This is a genomic window from Streptomyces sp. NPDC058274, from assembly GCF_042881375.1.
Classification (GTDB): Bacteria; Actinomycetota; Actinomycetes; order Streptomycetales; family Streptomycetaceae; genus Streptomyces.
Map to the genome: position 1 here is coordinate 68323 of NZ_JBHVXW010000027.1, position 22965 is coordinate 91287.

General features: G+C 72.5%; 23 protein-coding genes and 1 pseudogene. 9 read left to right on the forward strand and 15 right to left on the reverse strand.

Features of this window, described 5'->3' with window-relative positions; all coding sequences use genetic code 11:
* Positions 1-7 precede the first annotated feature (7 nt).
* The 6 genes from ACFVYF_RS35375 to ACFVYF_RS35400 are packed head-to-tail and all read left to right on the forward strand — an operon-like array spanning position 8 to position 6080.
* A complete protein-coding gene (locus ACFVYF_RS35375; RefSeq protein ID WP_389462129.1) occupies positions 8-691 on the forward strand; it encodes an HAD-IA family hydrolase in 684 nt (227 codons plus the stop codon).
* Entirely contained in the window at positions 688-1869 is a 1182-nt protein-coding gene (locus ACFVYF_RS35380) for an ROK family protein (protein WP_389462131.1), read from the forward strand. The genes ACFVYF_RS35375 and ACFVYF_RS35380 overlap by 4 nt, the downstream gene beginning before the upstream one ends.
* Positions 1866-2963 carry an alcohol dehydrogenase catalytic domain-containing protein gene (locus ACFVYF_RS35385; RefSeq protein ID WP_389462133.1) on the forward strand — a complete coding sequence of 366 codons (1098 nt, stop codon included), beginning with the start codon at positions 1866-1868 and terminating at the stop codon, positions 2961-2963. Before ACFVYF_RS35380 ends, ACFVYF_RS35385 begins: the two co-directional genes overlap by 4 nt.
* A complete protein-coding gene (locus ACFVYF_RS35390; protein ID WP_389462135.1) occupies positions 2960-3760 on the forward strand; it encodes a sugar phosphate isomerase/epimerase family protein in 801 nt (266 codons plus the stop codon). The genes ACFVYF_RS35385 and ACFVYF_RS35390 overlap by 4 nt, the downstream gene beginning before the upstream one ends.
* Entirely contained in the window at positions 3757-4815 is a 1059-nt protein-coding gene (locus ACFVYF_RS35395) for a zinc-binding dehydrogenase (protein WP_389462137.1), read from the forward strand. Before ACFVYF_RS35390 ends, ACFVYF_RS35395 begins: the two co-directional genes overlap by 4 nt.
* A complete protein-coding gene (locus ACFVYF_RS35400) occupies positions 4815-6080 on the forward strand; it encodes an MFS transporter (protein ID WP_389462139.1) in 1266 nt (421 codons plus the stop codon). The genes ACFVYF_RS35395 and ACFVYF_RS35400 overlap by 1 nt, the downstream gene beginning before the upstream one ends.
* 359 nt (positions 6081-6439) lie before the next feature.
* Here the strand turns inward: ACFVYF_RS35400 and ACFVYF_RS35405 are convergent, their stop codons facing one another.
* The 6 genes from ACFVYF_RS35405 to ACFVYF_RS35430 form a co-directional block, all read right to left on the reverse strand.
* Complete coding sequence (locus tag ACFVYF_RS35405; protein WP_389462141.1) at positions 6440-7255, reverse strand: alpha/beta fold hydrolase; 816 nt, start codon at positions 7253-7255, stop codon at positions 6440-6442.
* A complete protein-coding gene (locus ACFVYF_RS35410; protein ID WP_389462143.1) occupies positions 7252-8424 on the reverse strand; it encodes an acyltransferase family protein in 1173 nt (390 codons plus the stop codon). The genes ACFVYF_RS35405 and ACFVYF_RS35410 overlap by 4 nt, the downstream gene beginning before the upstream one ends.
* A 5-nt stretch (positions 8425-8429) precedes the next feature.
* Positions 8430-9263 (reverse strand): patatin-like phospholipase family protein, encoded by an 834-nt coding sequence (locus ACFVYF_RS35415; protein ID WP_389462145.1) that lies wholly within the window; start codon positions 9261-9263, stop codon positions 8430-8432.
* Between the two features lie 134 nt (positions 9264-9397).
* On the reverse strand, positions 9398-10648 hold the full coding sequence (locus ACFVYF_RS35420; protein ID WP_389462147.1) for an acyltransferase family protein: 1251 nt from the start codon (positions 10646-10648) through the stop codon (positions 9398-9400).
* Entirely contained in the window at positions 10645-11865 is a 1221-nt protein-coding gene (locus ACFVYF_RS35425) for an acyltransferase family protein (RefSeq protein WP_389462173.1), read from the reverse strand. Before ACFVYF_RS35425 ends, ACFVYF_RS35420 begins: the two co-directional genes overlap by 4 nt.
* A complete protein-coding gene (locus ACFVYF_RS35430) occupies positions 11831-13012 on the reverse strand; it encodes an MFS transporter (RefSeq protein ID WP_389462148.1) in 1182 nt (393 codons plus the stop codon). The genes ACFVYF_RS35425 and ACFVYF_RS35430 overlap by 35 nt, the downstream gene beginning before the upstream one ends.
* Positions 13013-13445: 433 nt before the next feature.
* Here ACFVYF_RS35430 and ACFVYF_RS35435 point away from each other — a divergent pair, with 433 nt between their 5' ends.
* On the forward strand, positions 13446-14000 hold the full coding sequence (locus ACFVYF_RS35435) for a glycoside hydrolase family 25 protein (RefSeq protein WP_389462149.1): 555 nt from the start codon (positions 13446-13448) through the stop codon (positions 13998-14000).
* A gap of 10 nt (positions 14001-14010) precedes the next feature.
* On the forward strand, positions 14011-14553 hold the full coding sequence (locus tag ACFVYF_RS35440) for an MOSC domain-containing protein (RefSeq protein ID WP_389462150.1): 543 nt from the start codon (positions 14011-14013) through the stop codon (positions 14551-14553).
* A gap of 51 nt (positions 14554-14604) precedes the next feature.
* Here ACFVYF_RS35440 and ACFVYF_RS35445 read toward each other — a convergent pair whose 3' ends face one another.
* From ACFVYF_RS35445 to ACFVYF_RS35455, 3 genes and pseudogenes are all read right to left on the reverse strand, one after another.
* On the reverse strand, positions 14605-15378 hold the full coding sequence (locus ACFVYF_RS35445; RefSeq protein WP_389462151.1) for an NADPH-dependent F420 reductase: 774 nt from the start codon (positions 15376-15378) through the stop codon (positions 14605-14607).
* Positions 15379-15477: 99 nt separating this feature from the next.
* The gene (locus ACFVYF_RS35450; RefSeq protein WP_383281910.1) at positions 15478-15690 is read right to left on the reverse strand and encodes an EF-hand domain-containing protein; all 213 of its coding nucleotides are present in this window, start codon (positions 15688-15690) and stop codon (positions 15478-15480) included.
* A gap of 116 nt (positions 15691-15806) precedes the next feature.
* A pseudogene (locus tag ACFVYF_RS35455) lies at positions 15807-15954 on the reverse strand (MerR family DNA-binding transcriptional regulator); the annotation flags it as partial.
* A gap of 56 nt (positions 15955-16010) precedes the next feature.
* Between ACFVYF_RS35455 and ACFVYF_RS35460 the strand changes: the two are divergent.
* Positions 16011-16646, forward strand: a complete 636-nt coding sequence (locus tag ACFVYF_RS35460; protein WP_389462152.1) for a GNAT family N-acetyltransferase — start codon at positions 16011-16013, stop codon at positions 16644-16646.
* 12 nt (positions 16647-16658) lie between these two features.
* Here ACFVYF_RS35460 and ACFVYF_RS35465 read toward each other — a convergent pair whose 3' ends face one another.
* The 6 genes from ACFVYF_RS35465 to ACFVYF_RS35490 form a co-directional block, all read right to left on the reverse strand.
* A complete protein-coding gene (locus ACFVYF_RS35465; protein WP_389462153.1) occupies positions 16659-17267 on the reverse strand; it encodes an ADP-ribosyltransferase in 609 nt (202 codons plus the stop codon).
* A gap of 109 nt (positions 17268-17376) precedes the next feature.
* The gene (locus ACFVYF_RS35470; protein WP_389462154.1) at positions 17377-18564 is read right to left on the reverse strand and encodes a YncE family protein; all 1188 of its coding nucleotides are present in this window, start codon (positions 18562-18564) and stop codon (positions 17377-17379) included.
* On the reverse strand, positions 18564-19358 hold the full coding sequence (locus ACFVYF_RS35475; RefSeq protein ID WP_389462155.1) for a polysaccharide deacetylase family protein: 795 nt from the start codon (positions 19356-19358) through the stop codon (positions 18564-18566). Before ACFVYF_RS35475 ends, ACFVYF_RS35470 begins: the two co-directional genes overlap by 1 nt.
* Positions 19359-19843: 485 nt before the next feature.
* Positions 19844-20347 (reverse strand): ATP-binding protein, encoded by a 504-nt coding sequence (locus tag ACFVYF_RS35480; RefSeq protein WP_389462156.1) that lies wholly within the window; start codon positions 20345-20347, stop codon positions 19844-19846.
* 398 nt (positions 20348-20745) lie between these two features.
* Positions 20746-21513, reverse strand: a complete 768-nt coding sequence (locus tag ACFVYF_RS35485; protein ID WP_389462157.1) for an enoyl-CoA hydratase/isomerase family protein — start codon at positions 21511-21513, stop codon at positions 20746-20748.
* A gap of 84 nt (positions 21514-21597) precedes the next feature.
* Positions 21598-22842 carry an Ig-like domain-containing protein gene (locus ACFVYF_RS35490; protein ID WP_389462158.1) on the reverse strand — a complete coding sequence of 415 codons (1245 nt, stop codon included), beginning with the start codon at positions 22840-22842 and terminating at the stop codon, positions 21598-21600.
* Positions 22843-22965 lie beyond the last annotated feature (123 nt).

The window sequence follows — 22965 nt, forward strand, 5'->3', positions numbered from 1 at the left end:
AGGACCCTTGCCACTGCTTCAGGCGCACACGCTGCTGTTCGACATGGACGGAACGCTGGTGGACTCCACCGCCCTGGTCGAGTCCACCTGGGCGGGCTTCTGCGAGCGGCACGGGCTGGACCTCGCCGAGGTCCTCGCCTTCGCCCACGGCCGCCCCACCCGGGAGACGGTGCACCACTTCGTCACCGACGCGTCGCCGGCGGCGTCCGAGACACGGCGACTGGTGGCGCACGAGGAGTCGGAGACCACGGGCATCACAGCGGTCCCCGGCGCTGCCGGACTCCTCGCCGCCCTGCCGCCCGGCTCCTGGGCGGTGGTCACGTCCGCGAGCCGCACCCTGGCCGAGGTACGGCTCGGCGCGGCCGGACTGCCCCTGCCCGAGCTGCTGGTCAGCGCGGACGACATCAGCCGCGGCAAGCCCGACCCCGAGGGCTATCTGCGGGCCGCGCGCCTGCTCGGCCGGGCGCCGCGGGACACGGTCGTCTTCGAGGACTCCCCCGCCGGCATCCGCGCCGGGCTGGCCTCCGGCGCGCGCACGGTGGTCATCGGCACCTGCACCGCCCACGACCACGAAGCGGAGCGGCACCCCGACTTCCGCGATTTCCGGGTCACCCCCGCCGGCCCGTCCCACCCCGGCGTGACGCTCACCGTCCCGGAGCCGGTGGGCGACAGCCGGCTGGTACGGCGATGACCGGTCGGGCCACCGTGGAAGCGGGGCGGGGTGCCGACGCGGCCGGGGGCACGAAGGCGAGCCCGGCGCCGAACTCCCGGGCGGGTGGCAGAGCGGCCGAGGAACCGAGCCGGGCGACGGCCGCGGGGCAGCACGCGGCCCCGTCCGCCGGTACACCGGCGAGCGCACCGGCCGCTCGGCCGACACCCCCCGACGTCCCCACCCCGGCAGCCACCGCGACGTTCGCCGCCGATGTCGGGGGCACCTGGGTGCGGTTGCGGACCGGGGGTGCGGGGGCCGGTGTCGAGCGGGTGCCGGCGCCGAGCCGGCTGCGGCAGCCGGGGCGGGCGGTCGAGGAGCTGCGCCGGGACATGGTCGAGCTGCTGGGCGGGGCCGCCCCGCCCGGCGCCCGCGCCGCGGTCTCCTTCGGCGCGGCCATCGACCACGTCACCGGCGTCGTCCACGGCTCGGCCCCGCTGTGGGGCTCGGCGACCGAGCCGTACGACCTGATGGCCGCCCTGCGTGCGCGCCGGCCCGACGTCACCTGGACCCTGGTCAACGACGTCACCGCGGCCCTCGCCGACTTCGCCGCCGGCCACGCCCGCCCGGACACCCGGCGCGTCGGCTATCTGACCGTCAGCAGCGGGATCGGGCTGCGGATCGCCGACCTGGAGCGGTCGGTGATCCCCGTGGACGAGTGGGGGCTCCAGGGCGAGGTCGGGCATCTGGCTGTGGCCTGTCCGCCGGAACTGGCCGGGCTGGTGTGCGAGTGCGGGGGCACCGGCCATCTCGCCTCGCTCGCCGCCGGCCCCGGATTCGTCCGGGTCGCCGAACGGCTGGGCCTGTCGGACGCGGCGAACGTGACGCGGTGGCTGCCGGGCGCGCTCGACGCCGGCGAGCCTGCGGCCCGGCGCCTGCTCGGCCTGTGCGTCGAGCCGGTCGCCGAACTGATCCGCACCCTGTGGTGTCTGGATCCGCACCTCGATCTGCTCGGTCTCGGCGGCGGTGTGGTCGAGGGGCTCGGCGGGCACTACGCCACCGAGCTGCGCCAACGGCTGGCCACCCCCACCTCGTACGCCGCCCGCGGCTACAGCACGGCCCGGCTCGACGACCGGCTCGTGCTGTGCGGTCCGGGCGAGGTGGACCCGCTGCGCGGAGCGGAACGCATCGACCAGTGGCCGCCGAGGGTCGCGCCGTGAGCGCGGCCACGCACCGCGCGCTGGTGCGCCGCGCCCCCGACCGCCTCGGCCGCACCCTGGTCGACGTCGCCGAGGTACCCACCCCCGCGCTGGAACCGGGAGACGCGCTGCTCGCCCCGGCCGTGGCCGGCATCTGCGGCACGGACTGGCAGATCCTGCGCGGCCTGCGCGACGACCCGACCCCGGTGCTCGGGCACGAGGGGGTGGCGTACGTCGTCGAGCCGGGCGACACCGGCATCGCCCCTGACACGGCCGTCACGGTGAACCCCACCCACCCGGACGACCCGTCCTTCCTGCTCGGGCACAACCTGCCCGGCCTGTGGGCGGAACGCACCCGGATCCCGGCCTCGGCGGTGCGCGCCGGGCTGGTCGTGCCGGTCCCGGAGACCGCCGTACACCCCCGGCCGGCCGCGCTGGCCGAACCGCTCGCCTCCGTCCTGTACGGGCTGCGCACCGCCCTCCGGCTGGTGCGCCCGGTCTCGCTGGTCGTGTGGGGGGACGGGATCGTCGGACGGCTCGCCGCCGAGGTGTGGCCGCGCGAACTGCCCGGGCTGCGCGTCCTGTTGGTGGGTCACGGTGACGGCGCGGTCCGTCCGGACGATGCCGCGCTGCCCGACCTGCTGGCGGGTCTGCCCGGACCGGTCGCCGCGCTGATCGCCACCCCGCGCACGGGCACCCGGGACGCGCTGCGGGCCGTCGAGCGCCAGGTGCCGGGCACGCTGGTCGTGGACGTGCACGCGGGACTGCCGTCCGGGCCGGTGGAGTTGGCAGCCGGGCCCGTCGACGTGGCGGCGGTGCGCGCCGAGCACTGCGGGGGCACACCCTGGCCGCCGCGCGCCAAGACGTTCACCCGGCCCTCCGGTCCACTGCTCCTGCACGGGCACCGGGGCGTGTCCGGCGACCACCTGCTCGAGGCTGTCGCGCTGCTCACCGCCCCGGGCGAAGCTGTCGGGGCGGACCTGCTGACCCACGAGGTGGACCTGACGGAGGCGGCCGAGCTCGTCAACACCGTGCTGACCACGCGGCGCCGGGTCGCCGGCGGACGCCGGGTGCTGAAGGCCGCGATACGGACGGCGGCGGGGGAACGCCGATGAACACGCTGGTCGTGGCCGCGCCGCAGTGGCGTATCGGGACCGATCGGGCCGCCGCCGCCCGGGCCGCGCTCGCGGCCGGGGCGGACGCGCTCCACCTGGACTTCGGCGGGGCCCACCGGGGCCCGCTCCTCAGCGACCCGGACGAGCTGGCCGCCGCCGAGGCGATCGCCCGGGTGGTGCCGGTCCCGGTGCTCGCGGTGAACCACGTCAACGACCTGGGCCTGGCCCTCGCCCGCGGTACGGCCAATCCCGCCGCCCTCGTCGTGCTGCACCGGGCCCTGGACTGCGCCCGCCGCCTCGGCGTCCGGGTCCTGCACGTCCCGGGCTTCCGGCGCAGTCTGCCCGTCACCCCGGGGCTGCGCGCCGGGACCGCCGACGCGCTGCGCACCCTGTGCGAACGCGCCAGGGCGGCGGGGCTGACCCTCGCCTACGAGTCACCGCTCGGCCCTGCCGACAGCCTCGCCCTCGCCCGCGCGGTCGGCCATCCGGCCCTGCGGCTCGTCCTGGACACCGGCAATCTGCTGGACGCCGGCGCGGGGCCGGCGGCCTTCGCCCGCGCCGTGGCGGGAGCCGGGCTGCTGCTGCCGGACCTGCACGTCAAGGACCCCGTCGGCGATGCCGAATGGGGCGGGGTGCGCGCCGAACTGCCGGAGCTGCTGCGGCACTCCGGCGCCCGCGCGGTGCTCGTCGAGAACGACTACCGGCAGTACCCCGGCCGCCTGCGTACCGACATCGCCGACTGCCGCGCAGCGGCCCGTACCGGTCAAGAGACCGCTTACCAGGAGGACATGCTGTGAAAGCCATCATGCTGACCGCGCCGCGCACGGTGTCGCTCGTCGAGGTCGACCCGCCCGTGCCCGGCCCCGGCGAGGTTCTCGTCCGGGTCGGCCTGCTCGGGCTGTGCGGCACCGACCTCGGCTTCTACGACGGCTCCAGCAACTATCTGCGGGACGGCCTGAAGAGTTACCCCTTCGTCCTCGGCCACGAGTGGGTCGGCACGGTGTGCGGGACCGGGCCCGGGGTCGGCCCCGGCTGGGTGGGACGCCGGGTCTCGGGGCACAACTTCCGCACCTGCGGCCGGTGTTCGGCGTGCCGGGCCGACCGGATCCGGTACTGCCCGGAGCGCAGCGAGATAGGAGTGCTGGGCCCCCGGCCGGGCGCAGGCACCGAGTTGCTGACCGCGCCGGCCTCCACCCTGACCCGGATCCCGGACGCCCTGTCCGACGCTGCGGCCACGCTGCTGGAGCCGACCGCGGCGGCCGTGCACGCCGTGGAGCGGCTCGCGGTGGGGCCGCGCGACCGGGTCGCCGTGCTCGGCGCGGGCACCCTGGGGCTCGCCGCGGCCCAGGTCGCGCGGGCGCTCGGTGCCGACACGGTGGTCCTCGATCCACACCCCGCGGCCCGGGAGTTGGCGGCGGGCCTCGGTCTGCGCGCGCAGGCAGAACCGGGCGAGCGGGACCAGGAGGCGTACGACGCCGTCGTGGAGGCCTCCGGCAGCGAGTCCGCCGTACGGACGGCCGTCGGGCTGGTCGCGCCGGGCGGCCGGATCGCCCAGCTCGGCACGCCCCATCACACCGTCGACGGCTTCGACGCGGCCGCGTTGGTGATCAAGGACGTCACGCTGCACGGGGTGCTGTCCGGGGTCGGTCACTGGGACCGGCTCGTGGAATTCGTGGAGTCCGGCGCGGTCGACCTGGACGCGCTCGTGGACCGGGTCTTCCCGCTGGGCTCCCTGGACGCCGCGTTCGCCCACCTCGCCGCCCGCGGCCGGCGCCGGCCCAAGGTGATGGTGCGCGTCGGCACGGAGCGGGAGAGCCGGGTGCCGGAAGCGGCGGAGGTGTCGGTCCGCTGATGAACGGCACGACTCTCCCGGCGGACCGGCCGGCCCGGATCGACGCGCGGACGGCGGCCCGGCTGGCCGCGCTGGCCGCCGCGACCTTCGTCTACGTCACCTTCGAGGTCTTCCCCGTGGGCCTCCTCACGGACATGGCGCACAGCCTCGACGTCCCGGAGAGCCGGATCGGGCTGCTGGTCAGCGGGTACGCCGTCGTCGCGGCCGTGGTCACCGTGCCGGCCGTCGCGCTCGCCGCGCGGGTCTCGCGCGGCACGGCCCTGCTCGGCTCCCTGCTGGTCCTGATCGCGGCGGAGATCACCGCAGCACTCGCGCACACCTACCCGATGATGGTGGCCAGCCGGGTGGCCGCGGCTCTCACGCACGGGGTGCTGTGGTCACTGATCGCTCCGGCGGCGGCCGGTCTGGTGCCGCGTGAGCGGGTGGGCACGGCGACCGCGGCGGTGTTCGGCGGCGCCTCGCTTGCATCGATCGTGGGCAGCCCGGGGACCACGCTGATCGGGCAGTTGATCGGCTGGCGGGCCACGGCGCTGCTGCTCGCGCTCGCCACCGCGGCTGTGGCGGCGGCCCTGGTGTGGGCCCTGCGCCGGCGGCCGGACGGCGGACCGCAGGAGGCCGCTCAGCCCCGGGAAGAAGGGGACGCGGGGGGCGGGGGTATGGACCGGCGGGCGGTGCTGACGCTGTGCGGGGTAGCCCTCGTCCTCGTCACCGCCCACTTCCTCAGTTACACCTACTTCGCTGTCCTGGTCACCGGCATCACCGGCTCAGCCGGGGCGGTGGTCGCACTGCTGACGGTCTTCGGGCTGGCCGGCGCCGCGGGCACCTTCCTGGCCGGCCGCCACAACGACACCGCCCCGCGGCGGACAGCGACCGTGACGATGGCGGTGTTCGTGGCGGGCGTTGCCCTGCTGCTGCCCGGCTTCACGCCGCTCCCGGTGGCCGTCGGCGCTACGACGGCCGCGGTGGCCGTAGCGCTGTGGGGCGGGGCGTTCGCCGCCGCCGGGCCGGTGTTCCAGACCGGGATCATGCGCCTGGCGGGCGACGAGGCCGACCGGGCGTCCTCCATCTACGTCACCGGCTTCCAGATCGGCATCGCGAGCGGCTCGGCACTGGGCGCGGCGCTGCTCGGTGGCTCGCCTGCCTGGCTGCCGACGATCTCCACAGCGCTCGCCACGGCGGTCCTGCTCGCCGTGCTGCTCCGCAGCCCGATACCGGGGGCTCCCGCCCGTGTCTGCGCGGCGGCGCCCGCCCGGCGCGGCGAGTGAGACCGTACGCCGCCGCGGGACCCTTGTAACTGGTCGCGCCCACGCGGCGGCGCCGCATGCCGATACAGCCCGGCCCCCTCGCGGTGCCACAGCCCGGCGCCCCTCGGGGTGCAGCACAGCCCGGCGCCCCTGGGGGTACTGCGCCGTCCGCCGCACGGCCGGCGCGGCTGCGGGCCGTCGTATCGCTCGGGGTGGCGCCCGTCCCCGAGCAACGGCGGGACGCCGCCGACGCCCGTGAATGACGCCGGACCTCTGTACGGGTCACCGCACAAGACCCCCAACTCCCGGCGAAGACCAGCGGCCCGGTCGTCGGACTCACCGTCCGCCGGCCGGGCCGCGCCCCGGAACTCCCGTGCCTGTCACACCCCGTGCGCGTCGAGGAACCGCGCGACGTCCTGCGCCCACACCGTGCCCTCGGCCTCGGTGAAGGCGTGTCCGGCGTCGGGGTACTCGATGACCGTCGCCCCCGGGATCCGCTCCCCCAGCAGACGGCTGGTGGCCGGCAGTACCACCCGGTCGGCGCCTGCGACGACGACCAGGGTGGGTACGGCGATCTCGCCCAGCCGGTCGGTGAGCCGCACCCGGGTGGCGGCGGTGATCTGCCGCAGCCCGCCCCCGGTCAGACCGTGGCCGAGCACGGCGGCCTGCGCCCGGTGCTCGTTCTCCCCCAGTTCCGCCAGGAGTTGAGGGTGCGTCAGGTGACTGATCAGATAGGCGCCCAGCGCCGCCCTCTCCTGCGCCGCGTCCAGGGCCGCCCACACCGAGGCGACCGTGCGCAATTGTGCGTCCGGTTCGCTGAAGCCGACCGTGAGCACCAGGCCGGTGACCCGGTCGGGGTGGCGCAACGCGGCGGCGAGGGCGACGGCGCTGCCGAAGGACGCGCCCGCCACCGGGAACCGCTCATGGCCCTCGCGGACCAGGGCGGCAACCAGGGAGTCCGCCAGCGCGAACACGTCCAGGTCGCCTGCCGGGTCCGAGGCACCGGTGCCCGGGTAGCGGGTGCCGACCAGTTGGCGGTGCCCGGCGAGGCCGCGGATCAGCGGCCCGAAGTTCAACTCGACGTCCCCGCCCGCTCCGTGCGCGAGGGCCAGCCCGGCGCCCGTGCCGGCGCGCAGGTACTCGGTGCGGCCGGTGTCGAGCAGCGCGCTCGACACCGGCGTCCGGACCTCGGTCATCGCCTCTCCTTCGCGGAGCCGAAGCGTCGTACGAGCGGCATCTCCACGTACCGGTACAACAGGCCGGCGAGGGCGAGGGAGAGGGCGAGCGCCGTCACCAGATAGCAGGCGACCATCACCCCCGAGTCGAACGGGCCGTGCAGCACCTTGATGTTCAGGACGTAGAGCACCAGGTAGTGGCACAGGTAGAAGGCGAAGGACGCGTTGCCCAGCGCCACCAGGGACTTGGACGACAGGGCGCCGGGGCGGCCCTCGACGTCCCGCTGGGCGGCCGCCACGATGAGCAGGACGCAGGAGACGATCAGCGGCGCCCGCCAGCCGAACAGCACCGGGCTGTAGCCGGCCACGACGTACGCCGGGACGAACGACGCCAGCACCCAGGGCAGGCTCACCCGGGGGAACCGGCCGGAGGTCACCAGCATCGCGGCGAACATGCCCGCGAAGAAGTCGAAGAGCCGCCCGAGCGGGAAGACGTAGGCGAACCACAGCTGGAAGCCGGTCACGCTCGGTTCGCTGACCAGCTTGATGTTCCCCGCCGGCAGGGTGTAGGCGAGGACCGGCATCAGGAACACGCCGGCCACACACACGGCCAGCCCGGCCCAGGCGGTGCGCGGGCGGGCGGTGCGGAACCGGGCGATCACGAACGGGAACACCAGGTAGAACACCGCCTCCACCGCGAGCGACCAACCCGGGGGCAGGACGGTGAAGTTGTGCTTCGGGTTCGGTACCCACACCTGGGTGAGGGTGACGTAGCGGACCACGTCCGACACCTTCGTCCCGGTGCCCCAGAACACGGCCACGGCGGCCGCGCCGCCCAGGTAGTACAGCGGCAGGATCTTGACGAACCTGCGGCGGTAGAAGGCGGAGAGCCGGTCGCCGGTGCGGGAGGACCAGGTGAGCACGAAGCCGCTGAGGACGAAGAAGAACGCCACGCCGAGGCCGCCGAGCTGGTTGGCGATCTCGTGGAAGACGACGTTGGTGTGGTGGTCGGCGAAGGTCGGCAGGGCCAGGTAGGAGGAGTGGCACACGAAGACCGACAGCGCGGCGAAGAAGCGCAGTCCGGTCAGGGAGTCCAGGCGCCGGCCCCGCCCGGCCGGCGCCGGCGGCGGCCCGCTGGGTGCGGGGGCCGCCGCCGGCGCCGCTATGGGCGCGCTGTCGACGCTGGTCACCGGTCTCATTTCCCGGTCAGCGACGTGACCGCCGGCACGGCCGCGAGGCCGTCCTCGTACCCGAGTACGGCGGCCACACCGCGTACGTCGGGGTCGAAGGGGTCGGCGCCGAAGCCGGCCCGGGCCCGCTCCGACGGCTCCAGCACCACGGCCCGGTCCAGCAACTGCTGCCGCTCGGCCGTCACATACGCGGGCAGCTCCGGCTGCGGCCGCAGCACCAGCACGCGGTCGGCGTGGGCGGCGAGTTCGGCGTTGGTGAGGGAGTACGTACCGCCGTCGACGTAGTCCACGCCGTCGATGGTGACCACCGGCCACAGACCGGGTACGGCGCAGCTGGCGGTGATCGCGTCGACGATGCCGACACCCGACTCCGCGGTGAAGACGGTGGCCTCGCCGTCGGCGCGCACCGCGGTGACCGAGAACCGGGCGTCGGGCCAGGCGTCCTTCCGGAGCCGGCCGGCGATCACCTCGCGGCGCCGGGCCGGGTCGGTGCCGGAGCGCTCCCGGGACAGCGCGGCGAGCTTCTCGGTCTTGGCCGCGAGGGACTCGTCGGTGCCGTGGACGGCGAGCACGTCCGGCAGAACGTCGGCAAGGGCGACGGCCGGGGCGAGCTCGGCGTTGCGTCGGCCCTTGCGGACCGTGCGGTCGAACTCGGCACCGGCCCCGGACTGGAGTACGGCGGCGGCCACGGCGGCACCGGCGGACGTGCCGACCACATGGTCGACGGAGGCCAGCCGGAGCGCCCCGGCCTCCTCCAGCGCGGCCAGGACCCCGATGGTCCAGCCGATGCCGGCGAGCCCGCCGCCGCCCAGGACCACGGCGGTCGAATCCTGCGACATAGATGTCCTCCTGCTTGTATTGCGGGGTTTTCGTTGGGGGGTGGGACGGCCGGCCACCGGTTCCTCTGTCAGGGCCGGCGGCCGGCGTCGTCCCGGCCGGGGGCGACCGGGACAGCTGAGGGGTGCGGTCCGCGTCAGCGCGGGTGCACGGGCTCGGCCGGCACCGCGGCGCCGGCGCGCGCGGCGGTCGCCGCGGCCGGGGTGCGGGTGCCGTCGGCACAGGTGGCGGGCGTGGGGGCGGGGGCCGGGCGCGGGCTCGCGTTCTTGCGCCGCCAGCGCTGGTCGAGGGGCTTCTCGACGAGCTGGTACGACAGATACGTGGCGACGACGGTCAGCGCCACGACTCCGGCGTACACGATCAGTGCCTCGACCCCGCTGTAGCCCTCGCCCGAGCGGTGCAGGTACCACATCCACAGCAGCGGCCACTGGTACATGTAGACGCCGAAGGTGAAGCGGCCGAACCGGGACAGGGCGGGCGCGGCCCGCTCCGGCGCGCGGCGCAGGTCACCGGCGCCGACGGCACCGATCAGCAGCACGATGCCGGTGATGGTGACCGCGCTCGTGGCGAAGACGAAGTGGGCGTGCTCGGTCGCCACGTAGATCTCCGGTGCCAGGACCACCAGGGCACTCCAGCGCGGGATCCGGGGCCAGGCGCCCCGCTTGAGCAGCAGGGCGATCAGCATGCCGAGTACGGATTCCGCCATCCGCGCGGCCGGGCAGATGTAGACCAGCCAGAACTTCCACTCCGAGATGGCCTCGGGCCGGCCGTGGTAGTTCATGCCGGGACTGCGGAAGGTGGTGCCGTCGGGGAAGAGCGACAGCACGAACGGCAGGGCCACGACCGCCGCGGTGAGCAGGACGGTGAGGGTGCGCAGGGTCCTCGTGGAGCGCTTGACCAGGAGCCCGTACAGCAGCGGGAAGGCCACGTAGAAGCAGATCTCCACGGACAGGGTCCAGGCCGGGTTGTTGACCGCGAAGTACACGGTGTGGTCCGGGACCCAGGCCTGCACGAGGAACAGGTTGGCCAGGATCGTGCCGAGCGGGAAGGTCGTCGCGGCGAACAGCGCCAGGCAGATCACCCAGGCGATCAGATGGACGGGGATCACCTTGACCACGCGTCGGGACATGAACCGTCGCCAGTCCAGCGCGGTGCCGCGGGAGGTCCAGGTCAGCACGAAGCCGCTGAGCACGATGAAGAACGACACCGAGGTGTAGCCGATCTTGCTCAGAGCGCCGTAGACGTGGGACTGGAGTGCCTGGTCGGCGAAGAGGCCCACGCCGACGATGTGCGAGGTGAGGATGAAGAAGGAGGCGGGCAGCCGGGCCAGCGCCAGTCCGGGCAGGTTGCCGCCGCGGCCGGTGCCGGTCACCTGGGCGGTGCTCATGAGTACACCCCCGCCCCGGCCTCGACGCCTTCCTCTTCCGCCGGGACCGGCGCCGATGCCTGTGCCGCCGTCTCGCGCGGGAGTTCCGGGCGGCGGGCCGTGGCCCAGCGGTTCATGGCCGGCAGCTCGACCAGCCGGTACAGCAGCCAGCCGGCCAGGATCGTGGCCGCGAAGGCGCCGAGGATCAGGGCGGTCGCTTGCAGCGGTGCGTAGTGGGCGCCGTGCTGGATCTTGACGCGCAGCGTGTACAGCAGCACGTGCTGGGTCATGTAGAAGCCGAACGACACCTCGCCCAGCCACACCATCGTGCGCGAGGACAGCCAGCTGGTCCGCCCGTCCAGGTCGCGGGGGACGGCGGAGCCGACCAGCAGCAGCAGCGGCGCGAGCGTGAACGGGATGAAGGAGAAGGTGAACGGCACCAGTTCGGCCACCACGTAGCCGACGAGCAGCGCCCCCCAGGCGACGGCGGGCCGGATCGCCGGCAGCCGGCCCGCGGCCAGCAACCGGGCCAGGACCATGCCCGAGGTGAACTCGAACAGCCGGGGCAGTGGGAAGTTGTAGCCGAACCAGAACTGGACGGTGGAGATCGGCATGCCGTCGGTGTGCGGCGTGTTCGGCAGCAGCGTGGTGATGGCCGCGATCAGGAAGGTCCCGGCTACGCAGCCGGCCAGCGCGAGCGCCAGCCGCTCCTTGGGTATGCGGCGCACCAGTGGCGCGATCAGCGGGAACAGCGCGTAGAACATCAGCTCGCAGCAGAGCGACCAGCTGGGGACGTTGACGGCGAGGAAGATGTCGTGGACCGGGAACCAGGAGTTCACCAGGAACAGGTTCGGCAGGTAGTCCCACGGGGTGGACGCGGCCGCTCCGGCGAACAGGATCATGGCCAGGGTCCAGGTCACGATGTGGGACGGGAACAGCTTGACCAGGCGCTTGCGGAAGAAGTGCAGATAGCCGCGGCTGTCGGAGTCCCGCCACATCAGCAGGAACCCGCTGAGGACGAAGAAGAAGGACACGCCGACCCAGCCGGCCTTCCAGAAGACGGTCTTGTAGGCATTGGCCCAGGTCGGGTCGCTGAACGGGTTCATGGGGATGAACGTCAGCGACAGATGGAAGAAGAACACGGGCGCCGCCGCGACGAAACGCAGACCGGTGAGGGACGGCAGCGGAGCGCGGTGGTCGGTGCTAGGCCTGGAAATGGGACGCCTCCTTGATGCGATCGACGGGGGAAGAGACCGGTCGCGCGTGCCGCCACGCGTAGAGGGCGAAGCCGCCCAGGGCGAGGGCGGCAGCGGCCAGGGGTACGTCATGCACGTCCTGGAAGTGGGTGATGACCCGCCCGCCCGCGAACGAGCCCAGGGCCGCGCCGACGCCGAATGCCGACATGGTGGCCGACAGCGACAGGCTCGGGGCCGCCGCGGCGAGCTCCAGGACATCGCTCTGCAGGACCGGGATGAGCGAGAACGTGGCGAGGGCGAACAGCACCGCGCCGATCGGGAAGGTGAGCGTGTCGCGCTGGAGCGGCTGGAAGGACGCGCAGCCGGCTATGAACGCGGCGGCGGCGAGCAGCGCGGGCACGCGGCCCCGTCCGGCGAGACGCCCGCCGATGACGTTACCGACGATGCTCGCCACGCCGTAGGCGACCAGCAGGACGGGGACGGCCTTCGCGGAGTAGCCGGCGGCGACGGCGCTGGGCTCGAAGTAGGTGATGATCGTGAACATCGCCGCCGAGAACAGCGCGGTCGCCCCGACCGTGAGCCCGACATCGATGTTCAGCAGCGCCGAGACCTCCTGCCGGGCGTCCGGCTCGGGGGTGCCGATGTCCAGGTGGGCGGTGGCCTTGTGCACGCCCCAGGTCGCGAGCGCGGCGACCCCTGAGATCACGGCGAACGGGGTACGCCAGTCGCCGAGTTGGGCCAGTGCGGCGCCTGCCGGGATGCCGAGCACGGTGGCGAGGTTGACGCCGAACTGGATGGCGGTGACGGCCTTGCTGGAGCGTTCGACGGGCAGCAGCCGCTGGGTCACCACGATCGCGGTGGCGAGGTACGCCCCGTGCACGCTCGCGGTGAGGACCCGGCCCAGCAGGACCAGAGGGAAGTCGGCGGCAGTCGCGATGACGACGTTGCCGAGGACGAACACCGCCAGCAGCCAGGTGGCGAGGCGCGCCTTGGACACTCCCGCCGTGAGCACGGTGACGGCGGGGCCGGCGAGCGCGACCGTCGCGGCGTAGACGGTCACGAGCAGGCCCGCGGTCGTCACGTCGACGTCCAGCGCCGAGCCGAGCTGGGAGAGCATCCCGCCGGGCAGCAGCTCGGAGGTGCCGATGCAGCAGATACCGGCCACCAGCGGAATGGTTCTGCGGGTCACGAAGGAGTCCTATCAGGAGCCATGAGGAGACTATAAAAATCTAGGCGCCAATATACAAGACAGTTAGCTCGTGAAAAGGAGATCTAGCTCGTCAAGGGAACATTCGGCCCGGTGAGCTGCGACGCGAGCAGCGCCGCGAACACCACACCGGCGGCTCAGCCCGGAACGCCGGACGCAGCCCGGACCAGGCCACTCAGCAGGTCGGGCGGCCGGGGCGTGCGGCGGCAGGGCGGCGAGGCACCGGTCCGGGAGGCCTGGGACGGATCCGGGAGCAGCAGGGCGGGCGGCTCGCATCGGGCACCGTGCCGGCGTCGGCGTCGGCCACGGGCGGTCACGGGTGGATCAAGTGAAGTCGGGTAGAACGCAAGGAAGTTGATGCTTCACTTGTCGCTTCCCCCACCTCGCCTGTCCCCCCACCGCACAGGGAGCCCCCATGCTGCGCGGCATCGATGTCAGCGCCTACCAGTCGTCCTCCTACTCCACCGAGGGCCTCTCCTTCGTCTTCGTCAAGGCCACCGAGGGCCGCTCGTACGTCAACCCCAGACTGAGCGCCCAGGTGAAGAGGGCCCGGGACGCCGGCTGCGTCGTCGGCTTCTACCACTTCCTCTGGCCGGGCAACCTCACGGCCCAGGCCGAGTACTTCCTCAGCAAGGCCCCGGAGAAGGCCGGCGACATCCTCGCCGTCGACTGGGAGACCACCGGCGAGGGCACCCACGCCAGCAACGCCGAGAAGGACCGCTTCATCCGGACGCTGAAGGAACTCCGCCCGGACAACCGGGTCGTCCTCTACGCGAACCGCAACTTCTGGCTGAACATCGACACCACCTCGTACGCGGGCGACGGCCTGTGGATCGCCGACTACGTCACCGCGGGCAAGCCCCGCATCAAGGCGAAGTGGCGCTTCCACCAGTACACCGACGACCCCCTCGACAAGAACGTGGCGGACTTCACGACCAAGGCCGACCTGCAGGAATGGGCCACGCCGTAGGCTGCGCGCCATGGGTGGGAAAGTCACTGCGGTCAGCAGTAATGGCACGTACTCGTTCACCAAGCCGAACCGGGAGAGCGTCAGGCTGCTCGCCGGGCTCGGGGTCGAGGGGGACGTGCATGCGGGCGTGACCGTGAAACACCGGTTCCGGATGCAGCGGGATGCTTCGGCCGTCAATCTGCGCCAGGTGCATCTGATGCACGAGGAGCTGTTCGAGGAACTGCGTGAGGCGGGCTTCGCCGTCGCGGCCGGCGAACTCGGTGAGAACGTCACCACCCGCGGGATCGACCTGCTGGGACTGCCGGCCGGAGCGCTGCTGCGGCTCGGCGACGAGGCGGTCGTCGAGATCACCGGGCTGCGCAACCCGTGCGCGCAGATCGACGGTTTCCAGAAGGGGCTGCTCAAGCAGGTCGTGGGGCGGGGCACCGGCACCGGTGTCACCCACAAGTCCGGCGTCATGAGCGTCGTACGGGAGGGCGGGGTGGTGCGGCCCGGGGACCCGATCGCGATCGAGTTGCCGGACGGGCCGCACCAGCCGTTGCGGATCGTCTGAGCTGCCCCCGGCCCGGGGGCGCCTCGACTCTCGGCTACCGGACCACGGCGGCTAGCCGCGGAAGTCCGCCGGGCGCTCCCGGGGCGCCTCGGCCAGGGCCTTCGTGACCGCGTCGAGGCCCTCCTGGAGTCCGTAGACGGGGGTGCCGGGCTGCTGGCGCCAGGAGTCGTCCAGGCCGCCCGCGTCGACGGTGTCGAAGCCGATCTCGTCGATCAGGTCGCGCACCCGCTGCTTGGCGGCGGCGTCGTCGCCGGCCACCGGGAGCGCCATGCGGTCGGGGGCGCCGGCCGGGCGGGCGCGGTCCAGGAGGTCCTGGGCGTAGGTGCCGTTGAAGGCCTTCACGACCGTGTGGCCGATCTGCTGGGCGGTCCAGCGGCTCTCGGTGAGGCCGTCGTCCTCGATCGCGTCGATCCGGCCGTCGCGCTGCTGGGGGTAGTAGTTGCCGGTGTCGATGACGGCGACGCCCTCGGCGGCTCCGTCCAGGATGCCGTCGGGCAGGTCCGGGACGGCCTTGAGGGGGATCGTGACGACCACGACCTCGGCGTCGCGCGCCGCCTCCTCGACCGGGACAGGGGTCGCCCCGGTCTCCTCGGCGAGCGCGGTGAGCGTCTGAGGGCCGCGGGAGTTGGCGACGGAGACGTCGTGCCCGGCAGCGGTGAACCGCCGGGTGAGGTTGCCGCCGATGTTGCCCGCGCCGATGATGCCGATCTTCATGAGAGACAGACCCTTCCTGAGGTGATGCTCCTGGTGCGGATCACCAACCCCGGGTTGGGATGCCCTATTCCAGGCTGTGCGGCATGCGGGTGACGCGGCCGAAAACAGCACGGTTTCCGGCCGTTTCGGGCCGGGCCGGCGGTCGTCCGGGACCGGTGACGCCGCAGGGGCGCCCGCCGGAAGGACCGGTGGGCGCCCCTGCGGGATGCGTCACTTGTTCAGGTGGGCCCAGAACTCGTCGAACGAGAGGAGCTTGTCCCCGTTCAGGTCGCGGGAGGCGATCACGGCCTCCGCCACCGACTCGGTGACGTTCCAGTCCCCGCCCTGGGCGAGAGCGGTCTTGAACTCGGCGGGCGTGATGAACCCGTCACCGTCCGTGTCGATCCGCTCGAACGCCTTGCGTGCTTCCTCGATGTCCGCCACCGGATCCGCCCCTTCTTGGTGCATAACGCAGGCCCTGCGGCCCTACTGACGGAGGTCAGATTAACGGTCCGCACCAGCCGTCAGTACGGCGACCACCCAGGCGGGCCACCGACGCGGGCGTCGTAGAGCCGGTGACCACCCGGGGAACGGCTCACCGGGGGCAGGGCGCCCTCGTCCGGCCAGGACCGGATGGGCGCGCACGGTGCGGCCGGTGCTCCGGGAGAGCTGCCCGATGGTGAACAGACCAGTGCCGTCTTCGATCATGTCTGGGAGTCTGGGGCCTCCAGCGGGTGGAGACTCACGTGAGGGAGCGGGGCGTCATGGCGGACACGCTGCGGGACATTCTGGACGCCGCGGCCCTCGGGGCCTTCCCGCCGGCGGACGGCACCACGGTCGTCGTACCGCAGCCCTCCTCCCGGGACGCCGGCGTCCTCGCCTTCACCGCGCACTCCGTCGTCTTCACGGACGAGGACGAGGGGTGGGTGCGCGAGACGCTGGACGGGCTGGACTGCGACGCGCTCGCCGCGACGATGAATCCGCGGTTCCTCGCCGCGTTCATGGAACGCACGGGGCGGTCGCACGACACGATCGACCTGCTCGCCGTCGCCACCCCGCTCCCGGGGGCGCCGCCGCTCGCGCTGACGGAGATCGAGGACCCGGGCCATCACCGGGTGGCCCGGGCGCGCAAGCACCGTGACGAGGTGCGGGTGTGGGCGGCGGACGGCGGGGTGCTGATCCTGGGCCGCGGGGTCGCGGGGCGCCTGGAGGTGGCGGTCGAGGTGGACGAGGACCTGCGGCACCGGGGGCTCGGGCGGGCGCTGGCCGCGGCGGCCCGGCATCTCGCCGACGAGCCCGTCTGGTCCCAGCTGTCCCCGGGGAACGCCCGCAGTCTGCGGGCGTTCCAGTCGGCCGGCTACCGCCCCGTCGGGGCGGAGGCACTGCTTCTCGCCCACTGAGGGCGGCCGTTCTCAGTGCCAGGGCTCGTAGTGCGGGTTGCTCTCGCAGTCGCTGAGGATCTCGGTCTTCGTCTTCTTGTCGACCGGGCAGACGCCGACGACGTACTGCCGGGCGATGCCGCCGGGGAAGGCGACCTCGACCTGGTCGGCCCACTTGTGGGTGTCACCGATGGTCTTGTTGACGTCCACCCCGCCGGGGGCGTCGATGTAGTAGTTGTAGCCGCTCTTCCACCACGTCTTGTAGAGGTCGTGGTCGTAGGTCGTGGAGACGTACGGCGAGGGCTGGTTGACGAGGACGTACTGCTCGATGTCGTACTGGCCGCTCTCGACGTCCTTCGGGTGGAAGCCCTGCTCGAAGACGGTGGCGGGGCCGCGCGAGTCACTGCGGTAGAGCGTGCCGCAGGTCCTGCGCCAGACCGGCTCGGGGGTGATGCGGCCGACGTCCACCCGGCGGTCGGCCGCGGCGGTGAGCGGGTCGTAGAACTGGGGACAGGCGGGCGCGGCGGCCCGGGCGGGCGATACGGCGGGCGTCGCGGGGACCGTCGCGGCGGAGGTCGCGAGGACGGCCGCCAGGGACAGCACGACGGCAGCGGCCCGCCGCCGCAGGCGAGTTGTGATCATGACGAGCACGATCTCGGCTCTGCGGCGACGGGCCGGGGACCCTCACCCGTACGGCGGCGAGTCGGTCAAGTCCGGTTGCCGCGCGAAGTGTTGGCCAACGCCCTCCGGTTCAGCGGAAGATGCCGGTGTGGCCCAGGGAGTAGCGGCCCGGCTGCGGGTACACCGCGAGGCCGTGCGGACCGCTGCCGACCGGGATGCGGGCCAGCTGGGTGCCGGTACGGGTGTCGATGGCGTACACCTCGGAGTTGTAGCGGCCGGACAGCCACAGCACCTTGCCGTCGGCCGAGACGCCGCCCATGTCGGGACTGCCTCCGCCGGGCAGGTGCCACTTCTTGGTCAGCCTGTTCCGGGTGAAGTCGAAGATGGAGATGGTTCCTTCGCCGCGGTTGGAGATGTACATCTCGCGCGAGTCGCGGCTGACGTACAGGCCGTGGCAGCCCTTGCCGGTCGGCAGCAGCGTCGGCTTGGAGAAGGTGTCGCCGTCCAGCACCCACATGCCGTCGGCCATCATGTCGGCGACGTAGAACCTCTTGCCGTCCGGGGAGATCTTCACGTCCTGCGGCATGGCCCCGTCGTACGGCAGTTTCTGCTGGGCGACGACCTTCATCTTCTCGGTGTCGACCTTCAGCAGCTCGCCGCTGAACTCGCAGGAGACGATGAAGTAGCGGCCGTCGAGGGAGAAGTCGGCGTGGTTGACGCCGTAGCAGCTGACCGGCTCGGACTTGACGCGCTTCATGGTGTGCGCGTCCCGGAAGACCAGTTCCCGGTCGAGGGAGGCCATCACGATCGCGTACTTGCCGTTGGGCGTGAAGTACAGGTTGTACGGGTCGTGCACGTCGACGGTCTTGCCCGCCTTGCCGGTCTTCGGGTCGATCGGCGTGAGGGTGTTGCCCTTGTCGTTGTTGACCCACAGCGTCTTCATGTCCCAGGAGGGGACGACGTGCTGGGGCTGGGCACCGACCGGGATCGTCTCGATGACCTCGTAGGTGGCGGGGTCGATCACGGAGACCGTGTTGGAGTTGGTGTTGGGGACGTACACCCGGGAGGGGAAGTCCTTGACCGCGGGTGAGAGCTTGCCCGGACGGTCGGCGGCGTAGACGTCCGTCGGGTCGAGCACGGGGGGCATCCCGGGCAGACCCTTGACCATGTTCTGCTGCGGCTGGGCCGGTTTGACGGCCCCTTTCGTGCCGAGGGCCTCGTCGGCGTGGTCGCCGGCCGCGCTGCCGCAGCCCGCGAGAGCGGTGAGGACGGCGCCCGCGATCAGGGCGCGCTGGATGAGATTCCGGTTGCGGTGCATCAGCTCAGCAGCTCCGTGGTGGTCACCGCGCGCAGGCCGCGGCGGTCGAGTTCTTCCAGGACGGCGGGGAGCGCGGCGACCGTGTCCGCGTACCCGAAGTGCAGGCTCACCACGGACCCGTCGCGGATCTCGCCGGCGATCTTGCGGGTCACGGCGGGGGCGCCCGGCGAGGTGAAGTCGAGTGAGTCGACGTCGTAGGAGAGGACGTGCGGGTAGCCCACGCGGCGGGCCACCCGCTCGACCAGCGGCGAGGCCCGCGGGGTGCGCGAGGGGCGGAACCAGGTGCCGATGGATCCGGTCAGCCGGCGCAGCCGGTCCGCGCACCCCTGGATCTCGGCGTACGCGTCCGTCTCGGACATCGCGTTGATGTCGAGATGGCGCAGGGTGTGGTTGCCGAGGTCGTGGCCGCCGTCGAGGATCCGGCGGGCCACGTCCGGGTGCTCGTCGAGCCAGCTGCCGACGGCGAGCACGGTGACGCGGGCGCCGCCCTGCTCGGCCTCACCGAGGACGGCGTGCGCGACGGCGGGGTCACCCTGGCCGTGGAAGGTGAGGGCGACCTGGGGCCGGGTGCGCGGGCCGTGCTCGATCTGCACGGGCTGCCCCGGGAAACGGCGGGGCGCGGGGGCCGCCCTCGGCGCTCCCGGGGGCGCGGACGTGCCGGGTGTGCGGGCCGGCGCGGCCGGGTGCACGACGGCCCCGGTCGCGGAGCACGAGGTGGCGAGGGCTCCGGCTGCGGCGAGCCCGGCACCCGTGCGCAGCGCCGAACGGCGGTCGGTCGTGGTCACCCGCCCCATTTAAGGGTTATTCACCCCGAAAGATGCCTATTGACCGGTTTGGCGGACGGCGCGGGTCGCGGGAAGTGCGGGGTACGACGCCGACGGCCCGGGCGCGCGGGGCGACGGGCGCCCGGGCCGTCGGGAGCTACGCGCGGACACGGCGACCGGACGCACGGGACGACGGAGTCACGGAGTCACGGAGTCACGGGAGCTACGCGCCGACGGGGCGACCGGACGACGGCCGTTGCGAGCGCACCGGAACGGAGCGCGCACGGCACGACCGGACACCTCGGGCGCACCGCCCGCTCACACAACCCCCACCTCACGGCCCCAAACTCTTTTGGATCAGCAGCGCGCGTCTGCGATAGTCGAAGGTGCGACATCCACCCATTGACCCGGGCCATGGTCGTCGCCGGCACCGCGGGGCACACCCCAACTGGCTCCGCTGCGCCTCTGGAGGCCCCGACTGCCCTGCGGTCGGGGCTTCTGCACACCCGGCGCTGTCAGCGGTCGGCGACGCGCATCTCGAACCAGGTCGTCTTGCCGCGGGGCAGCAGATCCACGCCCCAGCGGTCGGAGAGCTTGTCGACGAGGAAGAGGCCGCGTCCGCTCAAGTCCGTCTCCTGGACCGGCAGCAGACAGGGCAGGCCGCGGGAGGGATCGCGGACCTCGATACGGATCCAGCCGCGGCGGCGGCGCATCCTGAGCCCGAAGACCCGGGCGCCGGTGTGCCGCACGGCGTTGCCGACGAGTTCGGAGACGAGTAACACCGCGTCCTCGGTCATCTTCGGCGTGAGACCCCAGTGCCGCAGCACCACGACCTGGGTGAGCCGGCGCGCGGTGGCCGCCGACTCCGGACGGGACGGCAGGGGCACCTCGGCCTCTGTCGGATTGCCGAACAACTCCAGTGCCTTGAGCGCCCGTTCGTCCTCGATTGCAGGCGACCAGCGCGCCGCGGTCGCACTCCCGTGCCGCCGCGGCTGTTCGATACCCTCCAGCCCCGCCATGCCCCCATCATGGCCGCCCAGAACAGCCTACGGGGCGGTTCCGAGGGAATACGCCCCCCGGAACCGCCCATTCCGAAGCAACCGATCGGCATATGCCCCGGGTAATTCAAGAACGACCGCAGCCCCTCTGAGCTGGGGTGATCCCCCACTTCGGGGCCTTCACCCGTGCCCCCCGGTCAGTTGACCTTAAGGTTGCCTTAAGGCGCACATAAACCAGCCCTTCGAGGGACGCCGGGTAAGACATCGCGTCAACTGCAAGTGGATCAGCGGAACTTGGCGGCACGATTTTTCCCCGGCGCCGCACCGCCGATACGAGCGACCCGGCCGACCGCACGAAGTGTCTGCGCCGCCTGCACGAGCGACGCAGACGCCGGCCGGCGCACCGGTTTGACCGTCCGTCAGAGGAACTTGGCCTTCCCCGGCCCCTCCTCCACGAAGCTGCGCATCCCGCGCTCGCGGTCCTCCGTCGCGAACAGCCCCGCGAACCAGTTCCGTTCAATCGCCAGCCCGGTCTCGATGTCGGTCTCAAGACCGGCGTCGACCGACTCCTTGGCGGCCCGCAGCGCGATCGCGGGTCCCTGCGCCAGCTTCGCCGCCCACGCGTGAGCCTGCGCGTACACCTCGTCCGCGGGCACCACCCGGTCGACGAGGCCGAGCGTGAGGGCCTCGTCCGCCTTGACCATCCGGCCCGTGAAGATGAGGTCCTTGGCGCGGGAGGGGCCGATCAGCCGGGAGAGGCGCTGGGTGCCGCCCGCGCCCGGGATCAGCCCGAGCAGGATCTCCGGCTGGCCGAGCTTCGCGTTCTCGCCGGCGATACGGTAGTCGGCGCAGAGCGCCAGCTCGCAGCCCCCGCCGAGCGCGTAGCCGGTGACGGCGGCGACCACCGGCTTGGGGATACGCGCCACGGCGGTGAAGGACTCCTGCAGGGCCCGGGACCGCACGACCATCGCCGCGTGGTCCATGGCCTGCATCTCCTTGATGTCCGCGCCGGCCGCGAACACCTTCTCGCCCCCGTACAGCACCACGGCCCGCACGTCCGTGCGGCGGCCGGTCTCCTCGGCGAGTTCCTTGAGCCGGTCCTGGGTGGCGACGTCCAGCGCGTTCATCGGCGGACGGTCGAGGCGGATGGTGCCGACGCCTTCGGCGACTTCGAGATGCACAGTCATGGGAGCAGGTTAGTAGCGGTTAACGCCAACGGACCCGGTGTGCTCGGTCACAGCACACCGGGCCCGCAGGGAATACGCCGGCTGTCAGGCGGTCCAGTCCGACCACGACATGTTCCAGCCGTTGAGGCCGTTGTCCGGAGCGACCGTCTTGTCGTTCGAGTTCTTGACGATCACCACGTCACCGATCATCGAGTGGTCGTAGAACCAGGCCGCGGGCGCGCTGCGGTCGCCGCCACCGCGCGAGTCGCGCAGACCGACGCAGCCGTGGCTCGCGTTGTAGTTGCCGAAGGCGTCGCCGCCCCAGTAGTTGCCGTGGATGAAGGTGCCCGAGTTGGTCAGGCGCTGGGCGTCCGGCACGTCCTTGATGTCGTACTCGCCGCCGTAGCCGACCGTCTCACCGTTCATCCGGGTCACCCGCAGCCGCTCGCTGATGACCATCTGGCCGTTCCAGGTGTCGTAACCCGCCTTGCCCGTGGTGATCGCGATGGTCTTGAGGGTCTTGCCGTCGCGCTTGACGGTCATCTTGTGGGTCTTGGCGTTCACCGTGGAGACCTGGCTGCGGCCGATGGTGAACTCCACGGTCTTGGCCTGCTTGCCGTAGACACCGGGCTGGCCCTCGACACCGTCGAGGTTGAGGGTGACGGTGACCTTGGTGCCGGCCTTCCAGTACTCCTCGGGCCGGAAGTCGAGCCGGTCGTTGCCGAACCAGTGGCCCTGCACGTCGACGGCCGGCTCGGTCTTGATCTTGATGGCCTTCTCGACGTCCTCCGGGTGCGTGATGCCCCGGGTGAAGTGGACCGAGAACGGCATGCCGACGCCGACCTTGGAACCGTCCTCCGGCGTGTAGATGCCGACGAAGGTGTTCTTCGGGGTCAGCGTGGTGAAGTCGGACTCCTCGGCGGACTCCCGGCCGTCGGAGTCCTTGGCCACCGCGTGGACCTTGTACTTGGTGGCCGAGGCCAGATGGGTCGCGGGCGTCCAGCTGGCGCCCCCATCAGTGATCCTGCCGTCGACCGCGTTGCCCTTGGTGTCCTCGACCTCGACCTCGGTCAACTTGCCCTTGGCCGCGGTCACCTTGAGGGCGCCGCTGGTCTTCACGCCGTCCGCGCCGTCCTTGGGCGCTATCGTCACGACAGCCTGCGACGCCTTGGTGTCCGCGGTGTCCGAACCGCCCTTGCCCTTGCCGTCCCCGGACCCGGAGTCCGAGCCCCCGCCCCCGCCGCATGCGGTCACCGCGAGCATCAGGACACCCAGCAGCAGTGCCAGGATCCCCTTGCCCCGGTGTGTGCGTGCGCCAACCGACGCCCCCGATATCGGTCGCCCGTTCACAGTCGTTCTCCCCTCGCACGGCCTGATCCAGGCCCGCACTCCGCTTCAATTGTGAGGCTCCGGGGCGCCCAAGCCGGCGTCGAGAGCCAGAGTGTGCGGGGCCCTCCGGGCCTCCGCGCTCCC